The sequence below is a fragment of the Methylorubrum podarium genome (genome assembly GCF_022179745.1).
In the GTDB taxonomy this organism is placed as follows: domain Bacteria; phylum Pseudomonadota; class Alphaproteobacteria; order Rhizobiales; family Beijerinckiaceae; genus Methylobacterium; species Methylobacterium podarium.
This window is the reverse complement of the sequence record NZ_BPRD01000361.1, coordinates 1-16,004: the sequence shown is the minus strand read 5'-3', so window position 1 is coordinate 16,004 and position 16,004 is coordinate 1. Positions and strand designations below refer to the sequence as shown.

Genomic DNA, 16,004 nt, shown 5'->3' with positions numbered 1-16,004 from the left:
CCGCTCTCGCCGCCGATCAGGTGACCAAGCCGACCGCCACCCAGGAAACGCCGGCCCAGAAGGCCGCCGACAAGGATGTCGCCAAGCTTTCGAAGGATGGCGCTCAGGCCTTCCGCGACATGCATCTCGCCCGCGTCGCGATCTTCGATGCCAACCCCACCCAGGCCAAGGACCTGATCGGCGCCGCCAAGACGGCACTGGCCAAGGCCAAGGCGGACGACGCCGTGTTCAACAAGGCGGAAGCCGATCTCAAGACGCCGGCGGATCTGGCGGCTTCGAGCAAGGCCGCGACCGCACCGTCCGACAAGTCGGCTCCGGCCCAGACTAGTCCGGACAAGACGGCCCCCGGCGCGGGGCAGATCGCCTGGGTCCCGGTCGATGCGCAGCTCACGCTCGGGGAAGACTTCCAGGCCACGCCCGCGAAGGCGTCCGCCGTGACCGAGGCGAACAAGAGCCTGATGAAGGGCGACAAGAAGGGCGCCATCGAGAAGCTCCGCGTCGCCGATGTCGACGTCAACTTCATCATGGCGGTTCTGCCGCTCGACAAGACGACCGCGGACGTGAACCAGGCCGCCACCCTGATCGACCAGGGCAAGTACTACGAGGCGAACGCGCTTCTGAAGACGGCCGAGGACCGGATGCGGTTCGACCTGATCGACGTGGTCGGCGTTCCGAAGGCCGCCGCGAATTCGGCCGGCAAGGCGGCCACGCAGACCCCCGCCGCGCCGCACGACACCAAGTCGACGAACTGACAGATTGAGGGCAGCGTCCCGTCCCGGCTCGCACCGGCGCGGGACGCGCGCGCTCGCCGCCGACGGCCGGATCGCCCGGCCGTGCCCTACCCGACGCCGACCGGATGCTTCACCACGAACGGCGTGCGCATCGTGACCAGTTCCTCGCCGAGCGTCGGATGCACCGCGATGGTGCGGTCGAAATCAGCCTTGGTCGCGCCCATGGTCACGGCGATGCCGACGGCCTGGATGATCTCGCCGGCATCCGGCCCGAGCACGTGGACGCCGACCACCCGGTCGCTGGCTCGATCCACCAGAACCTTCATGATCACCCGCTCGTCGCGGCCCGAGAGCGTCGCCTTCATCGGACGGAAGCTCGCCTTGTAGACGTCGATCTCGCCGTAGCAGCGGCGGGCCACGTCCTCGTTGTGGCCGATCACGCCGATCTCCGGCGTGGAGAACACGGCGGTGGCGATCAGGCGGTGATCGACGCACCAGCGCTTCTTGCCGAACACCGTGTCGGCGAAGGCGTGGCCCTCGCGGATCGCCACGGGGGTGAGCGCCGCGCGGCCGTTCACGTCGCCGACGGCGTAGATCGAGGGGACCTTGGTCTGCGAATCCGCCTCGACGGGGATCGCGCCGCGGGCGTCGAGATCGATGCCGACCCGCTCCAGCCCGAGCCCGGCGACGTTCGGGCGCCGGCCGGTCGCCACCAGCACGCAATCGACGGTCAGGCTCTCGCCGTTGCTCAAGCGCGCGCGGATCGCCGAGCCGTCACGGTCGAGGCGCTCGACGGTCTGCTCCAGGCGCAGGTCCATCCGCTTGGCATAGGCCTCGCCGAGCGCCTCGGCGATCTCGGGATCGAAGCCGCGCAGCAGGCTCTTTCCGCGGTGGAGCAGCGTCGTCTTCGAGCCGAGGCTGGCGAAGACGCCCGCGAACTCGACGGCGATGTAGCCGCCGCCGACCACGAGGATGCGCTCGGGCTGGCGCTCCAGCTCGAACACGCCGTTCGAATCGATGGCAAGCTCGGCGCCGGGGATCAGCGGCTCGCGCACCGGCGACGCGCCGGTCGCGATCAGGATGACGCGGGCCCGGACCGTGCGGTCCGCGCGGACGAGGCGCACCGTGTGCGGGCCCTCGATCACCGCCCGGTCGGCCACGAGCTCGACGCCGGCACCGGCGAGGTTGCGGCCGTAGATGCCCTCCAGCCGGGCGACCTCCGCATCGCGGGAGCGCTTCAGCACGGACCAGTCGAAGGCCGGCTTCTCCAGGCGCCAGCCGAAACCGGCAGCGTCCTCGAACTCGTCGGTGAAGCGGCCGGCATAGACCATCAGCTTCTTCGGCACGCAGCCGCGGATCACGCAGGTGCCGCCGACGCGGTACTCCTCCGCCAGCATCACTGTCGCGCCGTGGCCGGCGGCGATGCGGGCCGCCCGCACGCCCCCCGAGCCGCCGCCGATCACGAACAGGTCGACGTCGAAGGACTCGCTCATCTCGGTCTCGCTCATGCGCCCTCGCGTGCGCTCTCATATGGGGGCCGCGCGCAGGATGCCGCCCGCAGCCATGTGATGGCGGCCCCGCAGCCCGCCGTCCACCACCCCTGCCACGCGCCGTGCTCGACGAACATCACCGCCACCGCCGCGCCGAGCAACCCGAGGGCGGTGGCGAACAGGAGCCGCGGCAGGGCCGATGCCGCCCGCAGGGCCAGGAAGGCGACGAGGGCGGCCAGCCCCGCGCCGACGAAGCCGAGTTCGGACCAGATCTGCAGGAAGCTGTTATGCGGGTGGCCGACGGCCAGCATCGCCCGCATCTCCGGCTCGAGGGCCGCCGCCGCCGGCACCTCGGCGAAGCGCAGGCCCATGCCGTAGCCGGAGCCGATCCAGGGCGCCTGGGCCACCGCGGCGCCGAAGCTCTGGGCGATGGCGACCCGCGCCCGCGACGAACTCTGGGTCAGCCGCTCATGCGCCGCCTCCGGCATCAGCCGGTGGAGGATGTCGCCCTCCACCGGGGCCAGGGCGAAGGCGAGCGCGAGGGTGAGCGCGGCGAGCGCCAGGGCGATCCGCCTGGGCAGGAGGCGCCCGACCGCGAACATCACGCCGCCCGCGAGCAGCCCGAGGGCGGCCGCGCCGCTGATCGAGCGCAGGATCGCCAGCGCCGCCACCGCGAGGAGGGCCGCGGCGGCGAGGCGGTGGCCGCGCAGGGCGAGGAAGGCGGCGAGCGGCCCGGCGAGCAGCAGCACCGTCAGCAGCGGGCGGTTGAACATGAACAGGGCGACGCGCTGCCCGAGCCAAGCCTGCGGCGCGAGATCGAGGACGAGGCTCCCCGCGATGTAGAGGCAGGCGGCCGCGAGCAGGCCCGCCCCGAGCGGCAGCGCCCAGGGCGGCAGCCGGGCCGGCGCGAGACGGACGAGGAGGGCCGCGGCGACGAGTGTCGGCAGGAACTCGGACAAAACCCGTCCCCACAGCGCGGGAAACGGGGTCCAGGCCAGCGAGGCGAGGCACCAGCCGAGGAAGGCGAGCGCGGCGAGGCCGAGCGGCGTGCGCAGGGGGCCGATCAGGAGCGTGACGGCGCGCCCGCCCTGCTCGGCGACGGCGCCGGCGAGGAACAGCAGGGCGCCGATTCCGACGACGAGCGGGCTCGACCGGTTGGCGATCGCCATCATCGGCGCCACCAGGGCCAGGGCGACGGCGCCGGCGGCGTAGAGGCGCGGCGCCGCGGCGGGGCCGGCGATCACTGGAGCTGGTGGCCGCGCTTGCCCATCTCGGCGCGGGTGCGGACCATGATGTATTCCGACACCTCCTGGGTCCAGTCCTGCATGGCGCCGACCATGTCGTCGAGGATCTGCGGCTGGGTCTCGACGTAGCGCTTGCCCGCGGGCGAACGGAAGAAGGTGACGATGTCCTTCAGCTCGGCCTCGCTCAGGCGCTTGGCGTAGATGCGCGCGGCGACGTTGATCAGCCGCTGCTTCTGCAACTCCATCTCGGGGTCGAGCCCCTTCAGCACCTCGTCCAGATCCTTGGCGAGGTCGGGCCGCGTCACCGCGTTCTTGCGGATCTGCTCGGCCATGGTCGGGATGATCGAGTCGAACGAGCGGGCGATGCCCGAGCTCATCATCACCTCGCGGGCGAGCGCGAGATGAGACGGGCTGATCTCCGGCTCCGGGGCCGGGGCCGGCGGCGGGGGCGTGCCGGGTTTCGCGGTCGGCTTCGGGGAAGCGGCCGGGGGCTTGGCGGCCGGCTGCTGCGCGTGCGCGGCCGGCACGAGGACGGCCTGCGACAGCAGGGCCGCGAGGAAGGGGCCGCCCAGAGCGGCGAGACGGAGGACCATGCGGGAGAAGCTCCGAGGAGAGGAAGGATGAGGGCCGGGCGTCAGAGGCGGCCGAGAACGCTGACGGCCGCCGCCTCGCCGTCCGCGGCGGCGAGGATGGCCGCGTCGGCGATGCCGAGGAACAGGCCGTGCTCGACCACGCCCGGCACCGCCCAGAGCCGGGCGGACAAAGCCTCCGGATCGGGGATCCGGCCGAGACGCAGGTCGAGGATGGCGTGGCCGCCATCGGTGAGGAGGGGCGCGCCGGACGCGTCGTGGCGGCGGACGATCTCGCCCCCGCAGCCGGACTGCGCCACCGCCGCCTCGACGGCGCGGAGGGTGGCGCCGATGCCGAACAGGTTCACCTCGACCGGCAGAGGGAAGGCGCCGAGCGTCTCGACCCGCTTGCCCGCGTCGGCGATCACCACCATCCGGCGGCTTGCCACGGCGACGATCTTCTCGCGCAGCAGGGCGGCGCCGCCGCCCTTGATCAGGCGCAGGTTCCCGTCGACCTCGTCGGCCCCGTCGATGGTGAGGTCGAGTTCGGGCAATTCCTCGAGTGTCGCGAGCGGGATGCCCTCGCGCTCGCAGGCGATGCGAGTCGCCTCCGAGGTCGGCACGCCGGTGACGGACAGGCCCGCGCGCACGCGCTCGCCGAGCAGCGCGATGAAGGCGGCAGCCGTGCTGCCCGTGCCGATGCCGAGGCGCATCCCGTCCTCGACCAGGGGGATCGCGCGCTCGGCGGCCGCCCGCTTCAGGTCCGGCGCGCTCACGAAACGACCTCGGGAAGCGATTTCATCGGGGCTCTCGGACCGTCGAATCTGGGGCGGGTGGGGAGGCAGGCCCTAGCACGCCTCCCCGCCGCGGCAAAAGCCGGACGAATGGCAGCACGACGGGTCCCGGTTGAAGGTCGTCCGGCGGCCCTCCCGTCGGCCGTCAGGGACGCGTCCCCTGCGGCGGCGTGGCGCTCGGGCCGGCGCGGCCGGGGGCCGGCCCCGTCGCGGCAGCGCCCGCCCCGCTCGCCGTTCCGGCGGGCGGCGGGCCGGCCTGCTCGGTGCAGACCACGAGTTCCTGACGGATCTGCACGTAGCAGGCGCTGGTTTCCCCCGTCCGGTAGTTGACCCGGTAGATCCCCGATTCACGGGCGTGGCGCGAGGCGATCAGGCCGTACTCGCCCGGCGTCTGGGGGCCGGCACCCTCGCCGGCGGCGAAGCAGAGCGTGACGCCGACGCTGTCGTCGCGCAGGCCGTACTGGCAGGAGGTGACCTCGCCGCTGGCGCGGTCGATCCGGTAGATCCGGTTCAGATCGACCGCGGGCGCGGCCACGAATTCGTAGGGGCCGGCGGCCTCGGCCGCCCGCGGCAGGAAAGCCAGGACCGGGACGAGCAGGCAAGCGGAGAGGCGCGGAAGGGAACGCATGGGGCGGGACATCGTCTTGTTGCGGAGAGCGAAACGGCGAATCACCGGCGAGCGCGATCAAGCACGCGCTCCGTGGCGGAGCTTGGGCAGAGAGGCAACACCGATGATCCGCGCTAACCGCCCATCAACCGCTAGGGTTGATCGTAAGGGACACGACCGCTAGCCAGCTTGACACTGAAACGCACCGGGACACCGATGACCGTGAACAGTTCCCCGATCGTCGTGTTCGATCTCGACGGCACCCTCGCCGAGACCGCGGGCGACCTGATCGGCACCCTCAACGTCATCCTCGCCCGCGAGGGCCACGCGCCGCTTCCCCTCGAACAGGCCCGCGACCTGCTCGGCGCGGGCGCGCGCGCCCTGATCCAGCGCGGCTTCACGGTCGCCGGCGCGAGCCTGACGCCGGAGCGGCTGGAGGGGCTGTTCCACGACTTCCTCGCCTATTACGGCGACCATCTCACCGACAATTCGTACCTCTTCCCCGGCGTGGTCGCGGCGCTCGACCGGCTGGAGGCGGCGGGCTTCCGCCTCGCGATCTGCACCAACAAGGTCGAGTCCCACGCGGTGGCGCTGCTCGATGCGCTCGGCATCGGGCACCGCTTCCGCACCATCGTCGGCAAGGACACCTTCGCCTTCTCGAAGCCCGACCCGCGCCACATCACCCTGACGGTCGAGCGCGCCGGCGGTGACCCGCATCGCTGCGTGATGGTCGGCGATTCCAAGGCCGACGTCGCCGCCGCCAAGGCCGCCGGCATCCCGGTGGTCGGCGTGACCTTCGGCTACACCCCCGTGCCGATGCGCGACCTCGCGCCCGACTGGATCATCGAGCATTTCGACGCCCTGCCCGAGGCGGTCGACGCCCTCCTCGCCCGCGAGACCGTGAAGCCCGCCGCCTGAAACGAGGTCGCGCGGCTTGCACCCGCGCGGGCGCTGGGCCACTGAGCCATGCGACGGGGCCCTCGACCGCCCCGTGGGGCGCGAGAGGCAGACCGGCGACATGAGCGAGACGGCAACCTTCGACCTGACGCTGGAGCGCATCGCGCTGATCCGGCGCATGGTCGTGGCCTGGAACGGGGCGGAGGCCGGCGCGCCGATGATCCATCCGGACGCACCCTACGGCAGCACCGACCGCGACGGCGACATCTTCAACGTCACCGGCGACGACGAGGGCGCCGACGAGGAACACCGGGCGATGGGCGACGCGCTCGCCGTGTTCCTGCGGAACGCCACGCTGAAGCCCGGCCGCTACCAGTACCACAACCCGCTCGCCAAGCTCGCGCCGGCGGACGTCTTCGACGTGTTCCGCGACGAGGCCACCGGCGAGACGCCCGAGCACATCACCTTCGAGGTGACCGAGGAGCATCTGCGGCTGCTGCCGCAGCTGAGCCTCGAATGGGACGACGCGTACGACGTGCCGAGCGTCGATCCGAAGCGGCCCTACGGCGCCATGACCTGGTACACGGTGGAGATGGCGGTCCATCTCGGCGAGCCGCCTGCGACGGACGCGGAGGGCCGGGCGATCCTGACCGACGAGCAGGAGAACCGCCTCGAGCGCCTGCACCGCGAGATGCAGCCGGCGATGCAGATCTTTCTGCGATACGGCGATCTCGGACCGGGGCTCTTCCGGCAGCCCGAGGGCACGATCGGCTGGGAGCCGGCCTGACGGCGGCAGGGCCGTGACACGTTCCGACAGGGAGAGGCCGATGGCGCGCGGATGGGCAGCTGGGATGGTGCCGGGCACCCTCATGCTGGCGTTGGCATCGCCGGCCTCCCCGGCCCGGGCGAACGACAGCGCGGCGACCCTCGATACGGGCGGTCTCGTCCTGGTGCGCGATGGCGAGATCGAACTGGCGAGCGAGGACCTTCGCATCGCCATCGACCGCATCGACGTCGATTACGTCTTCCGCAACCGCTCGACGGCGCCGCGCACCCTGCGCCTCGCCTTCCCGCTGCCGCCGATCGACGGGGCCGAATTCTCGTTCAGCGCCCTCTCGCTGCCCGTGCGGGGGAGCGCCAACTTCGTCGGCTTCACGGTCAAGGCCGACGGCAAGGTGATCGAGCCGGCCCTGGAGGAGCGCGCCTTCCTCGGCGCACAGGAGGTGACGGAGCGCCTCAGGCGGCACGGGCTGCCGCTCAATCCCCTGCGGCGCGAGGAATTGGAGACCGCGCTCAAGCGGCTCTCGCCCGCCGATCTCGACGCCCTGCACAAGGCCGGCCTGCTGTCCGAGCCGAGCCCGGACGCCGGCGCGCAGTGGCGCGGCGAGGCGAAGTTCCACTGGGAGCAGACCTTCCCGGCGGACGCGGAGCTGCGGATCTCCCACAGCTACGCGCCGGTCGCCGGCAACTGGTTCCTCGCGCCCAAGGAGGCCGCGGCGCGCGACTTCCGTGCGCGCTACTGCCTCGACGAGGCCGGCCTTGCCGGCATCCGGCGCCTCGCCGGGGCGAAGCCGGAGGGCTACACCCGCGCCTTCGAGGTGCCCTACATCGTCACCACCGCTCGGAACTGGGCCGGGCGCATCGGCCGCTTCACCCTGACCGTGGACAAGGGGCGCGCGGATGCCCTGGTCAGCTTCTGCCGGCAGGGCGTGCGCAAGACGGGTCCGACCACCTTCGTCTGGGAAGCCCGCGACTACGTGCCGGATTCCGACCTGCGCGTGCTGCTCGTCTCGAACGATCCCGCCTTTTTCGGGGATCGCTGAGGCGAGGGGCTCAGCCCTCGCGCTTCTTCCGCTGCGCGAGCGTGCGCAGCCGCAGGGCGTTGAGCTTGATGAAGCCCGCGGCATCCCGGTGGTCGTAGGCGACTGCGCCCTCCTCGAAGGTGACGAGGTCCTGGTCGTAGAGCGAGTGCGGGCTCGTCCGGCCGATGACGTGGACGCCGCCCTTGTAGAGCTTGAGCCGCACCTCGCCGGTGACCTTCTCCTGGCTCTTGTCGATGAGAGCCTGGAGCATCTCGCGCTCCGGCGAGAACCAGAAGCCGTTGTAGATCAGCTCCGCGTATTGCGGCATGAGCTGGTCCTTGAGATGGGCCGCGCCGCGATCCAGCGTGATCGACTCGATGGCGCGGTGGGCCGGCAGCAGGATGGTGCCGCCGGGCGTCTCGTACATGCCGCGGCTCTTCATGCCGACGAAACGGTTCTCGACGAGGTCGAGCCGGCCGATGCCGTTGGCCCGTCCCAGTTCGTTCAGCCTGGCGAGCAGGCTCGCGGGCGAGAGCCGCTCGCCGTCGATCGAGACCGCGTCGCCCCGCTCGAAGCCGATGGTGACGACGGTCGGCTGGTCCGGCGCTTCCTCGGGCGAGAGCGTGCGCGAATAGACGTAGTCCGGCACCTCGACGGCGGGATCCTCCAGCACCTTGCCCTCGGAGGAGGCGTGCAGGAGGTTGGCGTCGACCGAGAACGGGCTCTCGCCGCGCTTGTCCTTGGCGATCGGGATCTGATGCTGCTCGGCGAAGGCGATGAGCTGCTCGCGCGAGCGCAGGTCCCACTCGCGCCAGGGGGCGATCACCGTCACGTCGGGCTTGAGCGCGTAGTAGCCGAGCTCGAACCGGACCTGGTCGTTGCCCTTGCCGGTGGCGCCGTGGCAGACCGCGTCGGCGCCGACCCGCTCGGCGATCTCGATCTGCTTCTTGGCGATGAGCGGCCGGGCGATCGAGGTGCCCAGCAGGTAGACGCCCTCGTAGACGGCGTTGGCCCGGAACATCGGGAAGACGTAGTCGCGGACGAATTCCTCGCGCAGGTCTTCGATAAAGATGTTTTCCGGTTTGATGCCGAGAAGCTCGGCCTTGCGGCGCGCCGGGTCCAGCTCCTCGCCCTGGCCGAGATCGGCGGTGAAGGTGACGACCTCGCAGCCGTAGGTGGTCTGAAGCCACTTCAGGATGATCGAGGTGTCGAGTCCGCCGGAATAGGCGAGAACGACCTTCTTGACGGATTTGTTCAGGCGGGCGTCGGACATGGTGTCGGGCTCGGGCAACAGGGTGCTGGCGGATTAACAGCGGAGACGCGCGGCGCGCAACCGGCGGGGCGGCATGCCCGTTGCCTCGTTTCCGATCCCAGCTGCCCCGGAGCGTCGCCGCCGACGCGGGACGGGGTGCCGGCGGGACGGGCGTGACGACCGGAGAACCGACGAATGCCGCGGCGACCGACCCTGGAATTCTGGTACGAGTTCGCCTCGACCTATTCCTACCTCTCGGCCATGCGCATCGAGGCGCTGGCCGAGGCGGCCGACGTGGAACTGCGCTGGCGGCCGTTCCTGCTCGGGCCGATCTTCGCGACGCAGGGCTGGAACAACTCGCCGTTCAACCTCTTCCCGGCCAAGGGCCGCAACATGTGGCGCGACCTCGACCGCGAGGCCGCCCGGCTCGGGCTGCCGCCGGTCACCCGCCCCAACCCCTTCCCCCAGAATTCCCTGAGCGCGGTGCGCGTGGCGACCTACGGCGCCGACCAGGACTGGCTGGTGCCGTTCTCCAAGGCGGTGTTCGAGACGAGCTTCGCCAGGGGCGGCTCCATCGCCGAGCCGGCGGCGGTGGGGCGCATCCTCGATTCGCTCGGCCTCGACGGAACCCAGATCCTCAAGGCGGCCGCCTCGGAGACCAACAAGAGCCGCCTGAAGGTCGTCGGCGAGGAGGCCCGCTCCCGCGGCATCTACGGCGCGCCGAGCTTCCTCACCGGCGACGGCGAGCTGTTCTGGGGCAACGACCGCCTGGAGCAGGCCCTCGCCTGGGCCGCCGGCGACCGGCCCGACGGGTTGCGGTGAGGGGACCGGGCCGAAGCCCGGCGAGCCTTCAGACGGCGATCGGCTGAATCGGTGTTGCGAGACTCTCGAGCAGCTCCGTCATCGGCCGCGGCCTGCCGATCAGGTAGCCCTGCACGTAGCGGCAGCCGTGGCGGCGCACGGCGTTCAGCTGCTCCCTGGTCTCGATCCCCTCGGCGATGCCGTCGAGCCCGAGATTCTGGCACAGGTCGAGAATGGTGCTCACGACCCTGCGGCCGAGATCGGTTTCGACGTCGGCCATGAAGCCGCGGTCGATCTTGATCCGGTCGAGCGGCAGGCGGTGAACGTAGTTGAGGCTCGAATAGCCCGTTCCGAAATCGTCGAGCGCGATCGCGATGCCCAGCGCGCGCAGGAGCGTGATCGCCTGCTGCGCGCCCTCGAAGTCGCGCATCAGCGCCGTCTCCGTCAGCTCCAGCGTGATCCGCCGGGGATCGAGCCCGCTCTGCCGGACGGCGGCGAGGATGGCGAGGACGGTCTCCGGCGAGGCGAGGTCGTGCGAGGAGAGGTTGAACGACAGGCCGATCTCGGCCGGGAGCCGGGCCGCGTCGGCGAGCGCCTTGCGCAGGAGCAGCAGCGTCACCGAGTGGATCATGCCGCAGCGCTCCGCCACGGCGATGAAGCGGTCGGGCGGCACGCGGCCGAGCTTCGGGCTGGTCCAGCGCGCCAGCGCCTCGACCGTCGTGATCCGATCCGTCGTCGTATCGAGGATCGGCTGGTAGTGCATCTCCATCTCGGCGGTGAGATCCGCGCTCTGCAGCGCCGACTCGACCGCCCGCTCGGCCCGGATCGCGTCCTCGTGCTCCTGCGAGAACAGCGTCGTGGAACCGCGCTTGCGCTCCTTGGAATGGTAGAGCGCGTAGTCGGCCCGGTCGAAGAGCGCATCCGCGGCGCGGCTGGCGCTGGGATACAGCGCGAGGCCGCCGGAGCATCCCGGCACGACATGCGTTTCGCCGAGCGAGATCGGCGCGCGCAGCGCCGCGCAGATGCGATTGCACAGCGCCACCACCGCGTCGGGGCACGCGGCCGCGTGGATCAGCACGCCGAACTCGTCGCCGCCGAGGCGCGCGATCGTCACGCCGTCCGCGGCGAAGGTTGCGAGCCGGCGCCCGGTCTCCTCCAGCACCCGGTCCCCGGCTTTGTGGCCGAAGGTGTCGTTGATCGGCTTGAAGCGGTCGAGATCGAAGATCGCGAGGGCGAAGGCGGCGTTGCGGCCGTCCGAGGCGGCGATCGCGGCATCGAGGCGCTGGAAGAAGGAGCGCCGGTTGGGCAGCCCGGTCAGGCTGTCGGTATGGGCCAGGCGCCGGTTCTCCTCGCTGAGCCGCTGCGCCTCGGCCTTGGACGCGATCAGCTGCAGGAAGGCCAGGAAGTTGTTGGTGAGGATGCGCACCATCACCACGGTGACGAAGGCCGTGTTGAGCGCGATCGCGATGAAGACGCTGTTGCCGCTGGTGAAGCAGTAGATCGAGAAGCCGCCGATGACGATGACCGTCACCAGAAGGGCCGCGGCCGGCAGGTGCGTCAGGCAGAAGATGCAGGCGATGACGGTTATCGCGACGAAGATCGCGACGTGACCCTGCTCGAACGGGCCGCCATAGCCGTTGAGCGTCATCGCCCAGCCGACGAAGAAGGCCGAGAACAGGACGGTGAGGAGGCTCGTGCTGCGCAGCCGCCTCAGGGCCGCGGCCCAGGGAATGTCCTCCGGGCGCAGGCGCCACCAGTGCACGGCGCGCATCGCGCAGAGCGCGATCATGAGGCCGGGCAAACCGACCGTCAGCCAGGCCGGAGCGAGGGCGTAGTGGGTGTAGGCGAGCGCGCAGGCATTGACGGAGAGCAGCGCGTAGAGGGACGGAACCTGCTTCTGCAACTCCAGAAGCTGACGGGTGCAAGCCTCCGGATCGGTATATTGCGGAACGATGCCGCTCAGCAGCTCTCGCCGCCCCCGGATCAATCTCATCGCATGTTACCACACACAGGACGCCGAGCCGCCAGCACGTTTCGCGTGTATCCTTGCCGGATGATGTAATAGGTCTGGGACCTCCTAAGAATTCATTGCACCGAAAAGACACGATCCGCGACCGGGCGGGCCTCGGGCGATCGATCGGCAGCGTCATCTATTCTCGCCCGCGCAGGATCCTGCAGCGTCGCCGGGAGCGTCGTCTTGAATATCGAATCGGAATGCCCGTCCGCGCCGCCGGCCGTCGGCACCCGTTCCGCAACCATGGGAGGCGTGAGGGCTCAGCCGCGCGTCGCTGTGTCGACATGGATGTCACGGCCCCGCGTCTCCGGCAGCAGCAGGGCGGCGACGGTGCCGACGAGGCTGAAGGCGGCGAGGTAGTAGGCCGGCGCCATCCGGTCGCCGGTCGCGGCGATCAGCCAGTTCACGACGTAGTTCGTGCTGCCGCCGAAGATCGAGACCGACAGCGCGTAGACGATGGAGAGCCCGGCGCTGCGCACCGCCCGCGGCAGCGCCTCGGGGATGGCGACGATGATCGCCGCCGCGTTGATCGAGGACAGGGCCGAGAGCAGGAAGGTGACGGCGTAGACGTTCAGCGCGCTCGGCGCGCGCAGCATCCACAGGAAGGCCGGCACGGCCAGCACGAGGATCAGCGCCCGCGGCCAGACCATCACCGGGCGCCGCCCGAACCGGTCGGCGAGCCAGCCCCCGAGGAGCGGAAAGATCACCGAGGCCAGCCCCAGCGCGATCGGCACGGCGTTGGCCGCCATCTCCGAGAGGCCGAGCGTCGCCCCGGCATAGACCGGCATGTTGGTGCCCACCGCGTTCGAGACGGTGGAGGCGGCGATGACGAGGAAGGTGAGGCCGAGCATCCGCCCGTGCCGGCGCAGCAGCCGGCCGAGCACCGCGCCCGTCGAGGCGGCGGCGGCCGGGTCGTGCCCCTCGCCCGCCGTCTCGGGCAGGTGGCTGCGGATCACGAGGCCGACCGGCACGACGAGGAGGCCGAGGCCGAACATCAGGCGCCAGCCCCAATCGGCCATGGCCGCATCGCCGAGCACCAGGGTCAGCACGGTGGCGAAGAGGCCGGCGAACAGCGCCGCGCAGCCCTGGCTCGCGATCTGCCAGCTCGCGACGAAGCCGCGGTGGCGGGCCGGCGCCGCCTCGATCAGGAAGGCGGTGGAAGGCCCGACCTCGCCGCCGAGCGCCAGCCCCTGGATCAGCCGGCCGGCGATCACGATCACCTGCGCCCAGCCGCCGATCACCGCCGTGCCGGGGCAGGCCGCGAGCATCAGCATGCCGACGGCCATCAGGGCGATGGTGATCAGCATCGCCGGCTTGCGGCCGGCCCGGTCGGCGAAGGCGCCGATCAGCACGCCGCCCACGGGCCGCATCACGTAGCCGATGCCGAACAGGGCGAGCGAGGCGAGCAGGCTGTCGGTCGGGCTGTCCGAGGGGAAGAAGGTCGCGCCGATCGATTTCGCGAAGAAGGCGTAGATCGTGAAGTCGTAGAATTCGAGGGCATTGCCGAGCACGACGGCGCCCACGGCCTTGCGGTCGAGGCGCGGCGGCGCGGCGCTGGCGGGCGAGGGCATCGTCATCCTGTCGTGAAGTCCCGGACTTTTGCGGCGCGGGTGGCCGGGTCCGGGCTGGGGCGCGAGAGTCGCAGGGGTCGTCGGTGAGGGCGGCAGGTAGGTCGCCGCCGCCGCGCCGCCACCCCGGCCGGGTCGGGCTTCCGATGCGCGATCCGTCTCGCCGGCCCCCTTTTCTCGATCCGGCCGGCTCCCGGTCCCCGGTCCGATCGTGCTATCGGGCGCCGGCACCTCGCCTTTCGGGATCGTTCACGCCCCTTGCGCCTGCTCGTCGTCGCCATCGGCCGCCTGAAGAACGGGCCGGAGCGGGATCTCGCCGCCCGCTACCGCGAGCGCGCCGTCGCGCTCGGAAAAAGCCTCGGGGTCACCGCCTGCGACCTCGCCGAGATCCCCGAATCCCGCGCCCGCCGCGCCGCCGACCGCGTCGCCGAGGAGGCGGCGGCGATCCTGGCCCTGGTGCCGGCGGACGCGGCGGTGATCGCCTGCGACGAGCGCGGCCGCTCGGACTGGCCGAGCGAGCGCATCGCGGACCGGATCGGGGCCTGGCGCGACGCGGGGCGCGGCAGCCTCGTCCTGGTGATCGGCGGGGCCGACGGCCTTCACGAGAGCGTGCGCGGGCGCGCCGACCATATTCTCGCCTTCGGAGCGGCGACACTGCCGCACGGCCTGGTGCGCGTGCTCGTCCTCGAGCAGACCTACCGGGCGCTGACCATCCTGGCCGGGCACCCCTATCATCGGGGCGATCCCGAGGCATGAGACCACCTGTGACCGCCGATTCCAGGCCCGCGACGTACCCGGCGTCCAAGCCCGCCGCCCTGCTGATGGCCCTCGCCTGGCTTGCGGGCGGACTTGCGGGCGGCCTCGCGGAACCCGTGCGCGCGCAGACGACGCCCGATCCGGAGACGACGCGGCGCACGCAGGAGGAGCGGGACCGGCGCGCCCAGAACCTCAAGCAGATCCAGGATGCGCTGGCGGCGAGCACCAGCAGCCGGACGGCGCTGGAGGCCGAGATCGCCGCGATCGGCTCCGACCGGACCAAGCTCAGCGCCGCCCTGCTCGATGCCGGTCGCCAGGCGCAGGCGACCGAGGACCGGATGAACCGGCTGGAGGAGCGCCTGCGCGCGCTCACCGACAGCGACGCGGCGATCCGCAAATCGCTGGAGGCGCGCCGCGCGGTCATCGCCGAGATCATGGCCGCGCTCCAGCGCATGGGCCGGCGCCCGCCCCCCGCCGTGCTGGTGCGGCCCGAGGACGTGCTCGCGGCGATTCGCACCTCGATGATGCTCGGCGCCGTGGTGCCGGAGCTGCGCGGCGAGGCCGATACGCTCGCCGGCGACCTCGCCGAACTGGTGCGGGTGCGCGGCCTCATCGCCGCCGACCGCGAGGCGCTGAAGAAGGATCTCGCGGGCTGGGGCGCCGAGCGCCAGCGCCTCGACGCGCTGATCGCCGCCCGCCGGCTCCGACAGGCGGAGGTCGAATCGAGCCTCACCGCCGAGCGCCAGAAGAGCGCCGAACTCGGCGCCCAGGCGAAATCGCTCAAGGATCTCGTGGACCGGATGGAGGGCGAATTGTCGAGCGCCCGCCGGGCCGCCGACGAGGTCCGCGCCGCCGCGGAGCGGGAGCAGCGGGCGATCCAGGAAAAGTTCGCCGCCGCCGGCGCCCGCGATCCGGCGCGACTCGCGCCCAAGGTGAAGTTCGTCGAGGCCCGCGGCGATCTGCCCAGGCCGGTGAGCGGCACACTGGTGCGCGGGTTCAACCAGCCGGACGGACAGGGCGGCACCACCCGAGGCATCTCGCTGCGGACGCGCGCCAAGTCGGTCGTCTCCTCTCCCGCGGACGGATGGGTCTCCTTCGCCGGGCCCTTCCGTTCCTACGGCCGACTCTTGATCATCAATGCGGGCGACGGCTACTATCTCTTGCTCGCGGGGATGGATCAGATCAACGTCGAGGTCGGCCAGTTCGTGCTGGCGGGCGAACCGGTGGCCGTGATGGGCGAGGGCAGCGGCACCCCGGCAAGCACGCCGTCGAACGTGACGCAGGCTGCGTCACAGAGGGACGATGATCGCAGTGATCCCGTCCTGTACGTCGAGTTCAGGAAAGACGGCGGCTCCATCGATCCGGAGCCGTGGTGGGCGAGAAGTTCCAGCGAGAAGGTTCGCGGATAATGCGCAAAGTGTCCCTCGTGTTGCTCGGCGCGGCCCTCGGCATCGGCGCCTCGGCCCTGTCGACCCAGAC

15 protein-coding genes are annotated in these 16,004 nt (G+C 71.4%); 7 read left to right on the top strand and 8 right to left on the bottom strand.

Going from position 1 to position 16,004, the window contains the following annotated elements; genetic code table 11:
• Window positions 1–752 (top strand): YfdX family protein (locus tag MFF42_RS17740; protein WP_238256931.1); only part of this gene is annotated, 752 nt, incomplete at its 5' end.
• Between the two features lie 86 nt (window positions 753–838).
• On the opposite strand, the gene gorA is transcribed toward MFF42_RS17740, so the two are convergent.
• The 5 genes from gorA to MFF42_RS17715 form a co-directional block, all read right to left on the bottom strand.
• The gene (gene gorA, locus MFF42_RS17735) at window positions 839–2,239 is read right to left on the bottom strand and encodes a glutathione-disulfide reductase (RefSeq protein WP_238256930.1); all 1,401 of its coding nucleotides are present in this window, start codon (window positions 2,237–2,239) and stop codon (window positions 839–841) included.
• Window positions 2,236–3,393, bottom strand: coding sequence for an O-antigen ligase family protein (locus tag MFF42_RS17730; protein ID WP_238256932.1), 1,158 nt, complete (start codon window positions 3,391–3,393; stop codon window positions 2,236–2,238). Before MFF42_RS17730 ends, gorA begins: the two co-directional genes overlap by 4 nt.
• A gap of 68 nt (window positions 3,394–3,461) precedes the next feature.
• Entirely contained in the window at window positions 3,462–4,058 is a 597-nt protein-coding gene (locus MFF42_RS17725; protein WP_238256929.1) for a DUF2059 domain-containing protein, read from the bottom strand.
• Between the two features lie 41 nt (window positions 4,059–4,099).
• Window positions 4,100–4,810 (bottom strand): ribose-5-phosphate isomerase RpiA, encoded by a 711-nt coding sequence (gene rpiA / locus MFF42_RS17720; protein WP_238256928.1) that lies wholly within the window; start codon window positions 4,808–4,810, stop codon window positions 4,100–4,102.
• A 163-nt stretch (window positions 4,811–4,973) separates the two neighbouring features.
• Window positions 4,974–5,468: a hypothetical protein gene (locus MFF42_RS17715; protein WP_238256927.1), complete on the bottom strand. Its 495-nt coding sequence runs from the start codon at window positions 5,466–5,468 to the stop codon at window positions 4,974–4,976.
• 183 nt (window positions 5,469–5,651) lie between these two features.
• Here MFF42_RS17715 and gph point away from each other — a divergent pair, with 183 nt between their 5' ends.
• The 3 genes from gph to MFF42_RS17700 all read left to right on the top strand — a co-directional run bounded on the left by gph (window position 5,652) and on the right by MFF42_RS17700 (window position 8,155).
• Window positions 5,652–6,353 carry a phosphoglycolate phosphatase gene (gene gph / locus MFF42_RS17710; RefSeq protein WP_238256926.1) on the top strand — a complete coding sequence of 234 codons (702 nt, stop codon included), beginning with the start codon at window positions 5,652–5,654 and terminating at the stop codon, window positions 6,351–6,353.
• A gap of 100 nt (window positions 6,354–6,453) precedes the next feature.
• Window positions 6,454–7,119 (top strand): hypothetical protein, encoded by a 666-nt coding sequence (locus tag MFF42_RS17705; protein WP_238256925.1) that lies wholly within the window; start codon window positions 6,454–6,456, stop codon window positions 7,117–7,119.
• A gap of 40 nt (window positions 7,120–7,159) precedes the next feature.
• Window positions 7,160–8,155: a DUF4424 family protein gene (locus MFF42_RS17700; RefSeq protein ID WP_238256924.1), complete on the top strand. Its 996-nt coding sequence runs from the start codon at window positions 7,160–7,162 to the stop codon at window positions 8,153–8,155.
• Window positions 8,156–8,165: 10 nt separating this feature from the next.
• Here MFF42_RS17700 and MFF42_RS17695 read toward each other — a convergent pair whose 3' ends face one another.
• Complete coding sequence (locus MFF42_RS17695) at window positions 8,166–9,407, bottom strand: argininosuccinate synthase (protein ID WP_238256923.1); 1,242 nt, start codon at window positions 9,405–9,407, stop codon at window positions 8,166–8,168.
• Window positions 9,408–9,581: 174 nt separating this feature from the next.
• Here MFF42_RS17695 and MFF42_RS17690 point away from each other — a divergent pair, with 174 nt between their 5' ends.
• The gene (locus MFF42_RS17690) at window positions 9,582–10,208 is read left to right on the top strand and encodes a 2-hydroxychromene-2-carboxylate isomerase (RefSeq protein WP_238256922.1); all 627 of its coding nucleotides are present in this window, start codon (window positions 9,582–9,584) and stop codon (window positions 10,206–10,208) included.
• Between the two features lie 28 nt (window positions 10,209–10,236).
• Here the strand turns inward: MFF42_RS17690 and MFF42_RS17685 are convergent, their stop codons facing one another.
• Together MFF42_RS17685 and MFF42_RS17680 are read right to left on the bottom strand one after the other, a co-directional pair.
• Window positions 10,237–12,180 carry a putative bifunctional diguanylate cyclase/phosphodiesterase gene (locus MFF42_RS17685; protein WP_238256921.1) on the bottom strand — a complete coding sequence of 648 codons (1,944 nt, stop codon included), beginning with the start codon at window positions 12,178–12,180 and terminating at the stop codon, window positions 10,237–10,239.
• A gap of 281 nt (window positions 12,181–12,461) precedes the next feature.
• The gene (locus tag MFF42_RS17680) at window positions 12,462–13,772 is read right to left on the bottom strand and encodes an MFS transporter (RefSeq protein ID WP_238256920.1); all 1,311 of its coding nucleotides are present in this window, start codon (window positions 13,770–13,772) and stop codon (window positions 12,462–12,464) included.
• A 255-nt stretch (window positions 13,773–14,027) separates the two neighbouring features.
• Between MFF42_RS17680 and rlmH the strand changes: the two genes are divergently transcribed.
• Both rlmH and MFF42_RS17670 read left to right on the top strand, forming a co-directional pair.
• Window positions 14,028–14,525: a 23S rRNA (pseudouridine(1915)-N(3))-methyltransferase RlmH gene (rlmH, locus tag MFF42_RS17675; protein ID WP_238256919.1), complete on the top strand. Its 498-nt coding sequence runs from the start codon at window positions 14,028–14,030 to the stop codon at window positions 14,523–14,525.
• Complete coding sequence (locus MFF42_RS17670) at window positions 14,522–15,934, top strand: murein hydrolase activator EnvC family protein (protein ID WP_238256918.1); 1,413 nt, start codon at window positions 14,522–14,524, stop codon at window positions 15,932–15,934. Before rlmH ends, MFF42_RS17670 begins: the two co-directional genes overlap by 4 nt.
• The last annotated feature ends 70 nt before the right edge of the window (window positions 15,935–16,004 follow it).

Excerpts from the sequence above, each read along its gene's own strand:
- gorA (WP_238256930.1), bottom strand. The coding sequence starts at position 2,239 with ATGAGCGAGACCGAGATGAGCGAGTCCTTCGACGTCGACCTGTTCGTG.
- MFF42_RS17730 (WP_238256932.1), bottom strand. The coding sequence starts at position 3,393 with ATGATGGCGATCGCCAACCGGTCGAGCCCGCTCGTCGTCGGAATCGGC.
- MFF42_RS17725 (WP_238256929.1), bottom strand. The coding sequence starts at position 4,058 with ATGGTCCTCCGTCTCGCCGCTCTGGGCGGCCCCTTCCTCGCGGCCCTG.
- MFF42_RS17715 (WP_238256927.1), bottom strand. The coding sequence starts at position 5,468 with ATGTCCCGCCCCATGCGTTCCCTTCCGCGCCTCTCCGCTTGCCTGCTC.
- gph (WP_238256926.1), top strand. The coding sequence starts at position 5,652 with ATGACCGTGAACAGTTCCCCGATCGTCGTGTTCGATCTCGACGGCACC.
- MFF42_RS17705 (WP_238256925.1), top strand. The coding sequence starts at position 6,454 with ATGAGCGAGACGGCAACCTTCGACCTGACGCTGGAGCGCATCGCGCTG.
- MFF42_RS17700 (WP_238256924.1), top strand. The coding sequence starts at position 7,160 with ATGGCGCGCGGATGGGCAGCTGGGATGGTGCCGGGCACCCTCATGCTG.
- MFF42_RS17695 (WP_238256923.1), bottom strand. The coding sequence starts at position 9,407 with ATGTCCGACGCCCGCCTGAACAAATCCGTCAAGAAGGTCGTTCTCGCC.
- MFF42_RS17690 (WP_238256922.1), top strand. The coding sequence starts at position 9,582 with ATGCCGCGGCGACCGACCCTGGAATTCTGGTACGAGTTCGCCTCGACC.
- MFF42_RS17685 (WP_238256921.1), bottom strand. The coding sequence starts at position 12,180 with ATGAGATTGATCCGGGGGCGGCGAGAGCTGCTGAGCGGCATCGTTCCG.
- MFF42_RS17680 (WP_238256920.1), bottom strand. The coding sequence starts at position 13,772 with ATGCCCTCGCCCGCCAGCGCCGCGCCGCCGCGCCTCGACCGCAAGGCC.
- MFF42_RS17670 (WP_238256918.1), top strand. The coding sequence starts at position 14,522 with ATGAGACCACCTGTGACCGCCGATTCCAGGCCCGCGACGTACCCGGCG.